Annotated in this window: 6 protein-coding genes; all 6 read right to left on the reverse strand. The window is 59.7% G+C overall.

Features of this window, described 5'->3' with window-relative positions; all coding sequences use genetic code 11:
• Positions 1-122 precede the first annotated feature (122 nt).
• Positions 123-488 (reverse strand): metal-sulfur cluster assembly factor, encoded by a 366-nt coding sequence (locus HY737_01780; GenBank protein ID MBI4597120.1) that lies wholly within the window; start codon positions 486-488, stop codon positions 123-125.
• Between the two features lie 18 nt (positions 489-506).
• Positions 507-962 (reverse strand): SUF system NifU family Fe-S cluster assembly protein, encoded by a 456-nt coding sequence (locus HY737_01785; GenBank protein MBI4597121.1) that lies wholly within the window; start codon positions 960-962, stop codon positions 507-509.
• 3 nt (positions 963-965) lie between these two features.
• The gene (locus tag HY737_01790; GenBank protein MBI4597122.1) at positions 966-2,216 is read right to left on the reverse strand and encodes a cysteine desulfurase; all 1,251 of its coding nucleotides are present in this window, start codon (positions 2,214-2,216) and stop codon (positions 966-968) included.
• A 24-nt stretch (positions 2,217-2,240) separates the two neighbouring features.
• On the reverse strand, positions 2,241-2,570 hold the full coding sequence (locus tag HY737_01795) for a non-heme iron oxygenase ferredoxin subunit (protein MBI4597123.1): 330 nt from the start codon (positions 2,568-2,570) through the stop codon (positions 2,241-2,243).
• Entirely contained in the window at positions 2,563-3,840 is a 1,278-nt protein-coding gene (gene sufD, locus HY737_01800; protein ID MBI4597124.1) for a Fe-S cluster assembly protein SufD, read from the reverse strand. Before sufD ends, HY737_01795 begins: the two co-directional genes overlap by 8 nt.
• Positions 3,841-3,886: 46 nt before the next feature.
• On the reverse strand, positions 3,887-4,520 hold a 634-nt coding region (locus HY737_01805; protein ID MBI4597125.1), incomplete at its 5' end, for a SufD family Fe-S cluster assembly protein.

Here is a 4,520-nt window from a genome sequence, read left to right on the forward strand (position 1 = left end):
GCAGCAGTCTCTTCATGGCAGCGCCCTCCTTTTCTACCCAATGAGACGCCATCCTGTCGAAAAGGTTTACACTCGAAACTCGCTGGCAGGGGGTGATGCGGGGATGCTCGACGAGATGGATGCTAACGCTGGCTTTCCAGCTCTTCTCCTGGGCCAGGCTGCTCTTCATCCCACCCAAGCCCCAAGGCGATCCTGCACTCCTCCGAGGCCATGGTGCGCGGATCCCAGGGCGGGGTGAACACGATCTCCACTTGGCCGCTTTTCACCCCGGGAAGCGCACTGATCGCTTGGTGCGTTTGGTTCTTCAGGGCCGGCCCGTAGGGGCAAAACGGCGAGGTGAACGTCATTGTGAGCTTCACCTCATCCCCTTCCGGCGAGGGATTCACGGCGATCTCATAAATCAGCCCCAGATCAACGATCCCCAGATGCAATTCAGGATCCTCAATCGGCTTCAACGCGTCCAGGACTTGCTGTTCAGTGATGGCCATCCGGTTCTCCATTCAATATCAGATATCGCCCTTGCGGGGCGATATCTGATATTGCTCTAAGCCTTGTTCGACGACGTTCCACGACAAGGCCGCGCACTTGACGCGCACGGGAAACTTCCGCACGCCGGAGAGCGCTTCAAGATCGCCAAGGTCGACCGACGGATCAGGCGCTTTGCCCTGCATCAGCGCCTTCATCGTCTCGATCACCTGCTGAATCTCTGGAATCGTTTTGCCTTCGAGTGCTCCCGCCAGCATGGAAGACGCCGCCTGGCTGATGGCGCAGCCTTTAGCGACAAATCGCGCACGCGCCACGCGGCCGCCGTCTATCCTCACATGAAACGCGAGCTCATCACCGCACAACGGGTTGGCCCCACTGACATGAATCTGTGCGCCGGGCAGCTCCCCGCTGTGCGCGGAGTGCTTAAAGTGCTCCAGGATGACTTCTCGATATAATTCGTCGAGCTGATCCAGCATGAGTCACGTCGACACGTTCGCATGCGTTGGCCGATTGAAAAACCCCTGGACGGCGCGAATTGCCTCAACCAGTCGATCCACCTCATCCTTCGTGTTATAGAGGTAGAAGCTCGCGCGGGCCGTCGCCGAAACACCCAGCCGCCGCATGAGCGGCTTGGCGCAATGATGCCCGGCGCGAATCGCCACCCCTTCGGCGTCCAGCCCCGTGCCCACATCATGCGGGTGCAATCCCTCAAGGTTGAATGCGATGGCGCCGCCGCGATCCGGGCTGGCGGCCCTCGGCCCATAGATCGTCAGCCCGGGCACCGCCTGCAATTGCTTCAGCGCATAGGCGGTCAGCTCCATCTCGTGAGTCCGAATGGTTGAGATGCCGATGCGCGTGAGATAGCTGAGGGCCGCGCCGAAGGCAATCACATCGGCGATGTTCGGCGTGCCGGCTTCAAACTTCCATGGCACCTCATTCCAGGTGGCGGATGTCAGCTGGACATCCGAAATCATTTCGCCGCCGCCCAAGAATGGATCCATGCTCTCAAGAAGCGTTTCTCTGGCATACAAGACGCCCACGCCTGTCGGCCCGAGCATTTTGTGGGCGGAAAAGACCAAGGCGTCGCATCCGAGCCGCTGCACGTCAACCGGCAGATGGGGAACGCTTTGCGCGCCATCGATGAGGACAAGCGTGCCGTATTGCCGAGCCTTGACAACGACGTCCTCGATTGGCGTGATCGTTCCGAGGACGTTCGACATGTGCGTGATAGCCACGATCTTCGTGTTTGGCGCCCATATTTTTTCCATGGCATCGAGCCGTAATTGTCCTTCATCCGTGATGGGTAAAAACGCTAATGTCGCCCCGGTCGCCTTGGCGATCAATTGCCAGGGCACCAGATTGGAATGGTGTTCCATCTCGGAGAGGAGAATTTGGTCGCCCGGCTTTAAAAATTTCCGTCCCCAGGCGTTGGCAAACAGGTTGATGGATTCGGTGGCGTTGCGCGTAAAGACGATGCTGCGGCTGGAAGGCGCGTTGATGAATCGCGCCGTCTGCTCGCGGACGGCCTCATAGGCGGCGGTCGCCTCCTCCGCCAGCGTGTGGATGCCGCGGTGGATGTTGGCGTTATACCGCCGGTAATAATCGGCGAGCTTTTCGATCACCTGGAGCGGCTTTTGGGTCGTGGCGGCGTTATCGAGGTAGACGAGCGGCTTGCCGTTGACCGCGCGGTGCAGGATCGGAAAATCTTGCCGAATTTCTCTTACGTCCAACATGGCTTTTCCTCACTCACCCACTCACTGACTCACTATCTCACTGGCATTCACTTTCACGTCGTCACCATCCACGCGCACCGGATATGACTTAATAGCAACTGCCGCTGGCAGCGCTAACACCTTGCCGGTCGTCACATCGAATCGCGCGCCGTGCCGCGGGCATTCGATGGCATCGCCCTCAAGCCAGCCATCGCCGAGCGGTCCATCGTCGTGCGTGCAGGTATCGTCGACCGCGTAGAATCCTGTCTCGGTGTGGCAGACCAAGAGGCGCTTGCCCTGCGCCTGCACCGACTTGAATTGACCCACCGGAATCTCACCAACCTTCGCCACACCTACAAAGCCATCAGCCATGCTGTAGATTGCCTTCGATTTCTTGTCGCAGCCGCTCCCGCAGCGGCGCGAATGGAATCTGCTGCATGATCGGCTCGATGAAGCCCATGACGATCAGCCGCTGGGCGGCCTCGCGGGGCACGCCGCGCGACATCAAGTAAAAGGCCTGCTCATCATCAATCGGCCCGGTCGAGGCTCCATGCTTGCACTGCACGTCATCGGCCAAGATCTCCAGCATCGGAATCGTCTCGGCCCGCGCGCGCTGGCTGAGCATCAAGTTGTGGTTCGCCTGATAGGCGTTCGTCTGCTGGGCCGTGGGCGCGATGCGGATCAACCCGGTGTAGACCATGTGGCTTTGATCTTGCAGGGCCGCGCGGTACTGCAGATCCGATTCGGTGTGCGGGGCTTGATGATCCTGCAGCGTGTGCTGATCGATATGCTGCACCCCTTGCCCGAACACGAATCCGTACAATTTGGCGCAGGCTGTCTCGCCGGCCAATCTCGTGATGACGTGCGTCTTGGAAACCGAGGCCCCTAAACTGATATTGGCGAGTGTCAATGACGCGCCTGCGGCGAGGGTGGCGCGCTGGAGGACAAACTCCCGCGCTTGCTGATCCCACCGCTGCAATCGCACGTAGCGCACTGAAGCGTTTTCCTCGAGGATCAACTCGATGCGGCCATTCACAAGATGGGGGACAGTCCCCATGGGGACTGTCCCCGCACTGACATATTCATCAATGATGGTCACTGAGCTGCCCTCCCCCACCCGAATAGCCGTCAAGGGGAAGATCGCCTGCTGGGGTGCAACAGCAATCAACCGGACCAGCCGCAGCGGCTGGGCCAGCGACGTGCGCGCCGACACCTCAAGAGACACGTCATCATCATGAAATGCGGTATTCAGGCTCGCGAGTTTCTCTTCGGCCTCAGTCAGCCCGCTGGCTTCGAGGACGGCTTGCGGAATGCGCTCGCTGACCGCGATGCCTGGGACAACAGGCTCGCGCAGCCAGTGGCCGTTGATGCGCGCCAGCAACTGTTCATCGCCCAGCGGTTTGGTGAAGAGCGCCAATTGTGCGTCGGTGAGTTGAACTGATGGCAGCAACGAGGGCGGGGTGGGAGAAAATCCCTGCGAGGGATCGAGGAGCGAGACATCGATGCGGCGCCACACATCATCGCTGGGATGCGGCCATGGCAATTCGGTGTGGCGGGCAAGAGCCTTCCGGCGCAGGTCGGTGATTCCCGGCGGCTCCTTTAATGCCTTCGCAAGTTGATCAATCGCAGCCGTATCAAACATGTTTCCAGACGATATCAGATATCGAATTCGATATCTGATATCGTAGTTAGCCGACGGCGCCTTCCATCTCAAGCTGCACGAGGCGGTTCAGCTCCACGGCATACTCCAGCGGCAGCTCTTTGACGAAGGGCTCGATGAAGCCGTTGACGATCATGTTCATCGCTTCCTGCTCAGTGAGCCCGCGGCTCATCGCGTAGAAGAGCTGCTCATCGCCGATCTTCGACACTGTGGCCTCATGGCCGATCGCAACACGCTTCTCATCGATCTCCATCGTCGGATACGTATCCGAGCGCGACTCTTTGTTGAGCATCAGCGCATCGCACCGCACCGTCGATTTGGCGTTGGTCGCCCCGGGATACACTTTCACCAGACCGCGATAGGTCGTGCGGCCGCGGCCCTTGGAAATCGATTTCGATGTGATCACCGACGACGTGTCGGGTGCCGCGTGGACCATCTTGGCTCCAGCATCCTGATGCTGCCCGTCGCCGGCAAAGGCCACCGAGAGCACCTCGCCGTGCGCCCCTCGGCCCATCAGGTATACCCCTGGGTACTTCATTGTCAGCTTTGAGCCAAGATTTCCGTCGAGCCATTGCACGGTTGCGCCCTCGTAGGCCACGGCTCGCTTGGTTACCAGGTTATAGACGTTCTTCGACCAGTTCTGGATCGTCACGTAGCGAAGC

The organism is Candidatus Omnitrophota bacterium (assembly GCA_016209275.1).
GTDB lineage: Bacteria > Omnitrophota > Gorgyraeia > Aquiviventales > Aquiviventaceae > JACQWM01.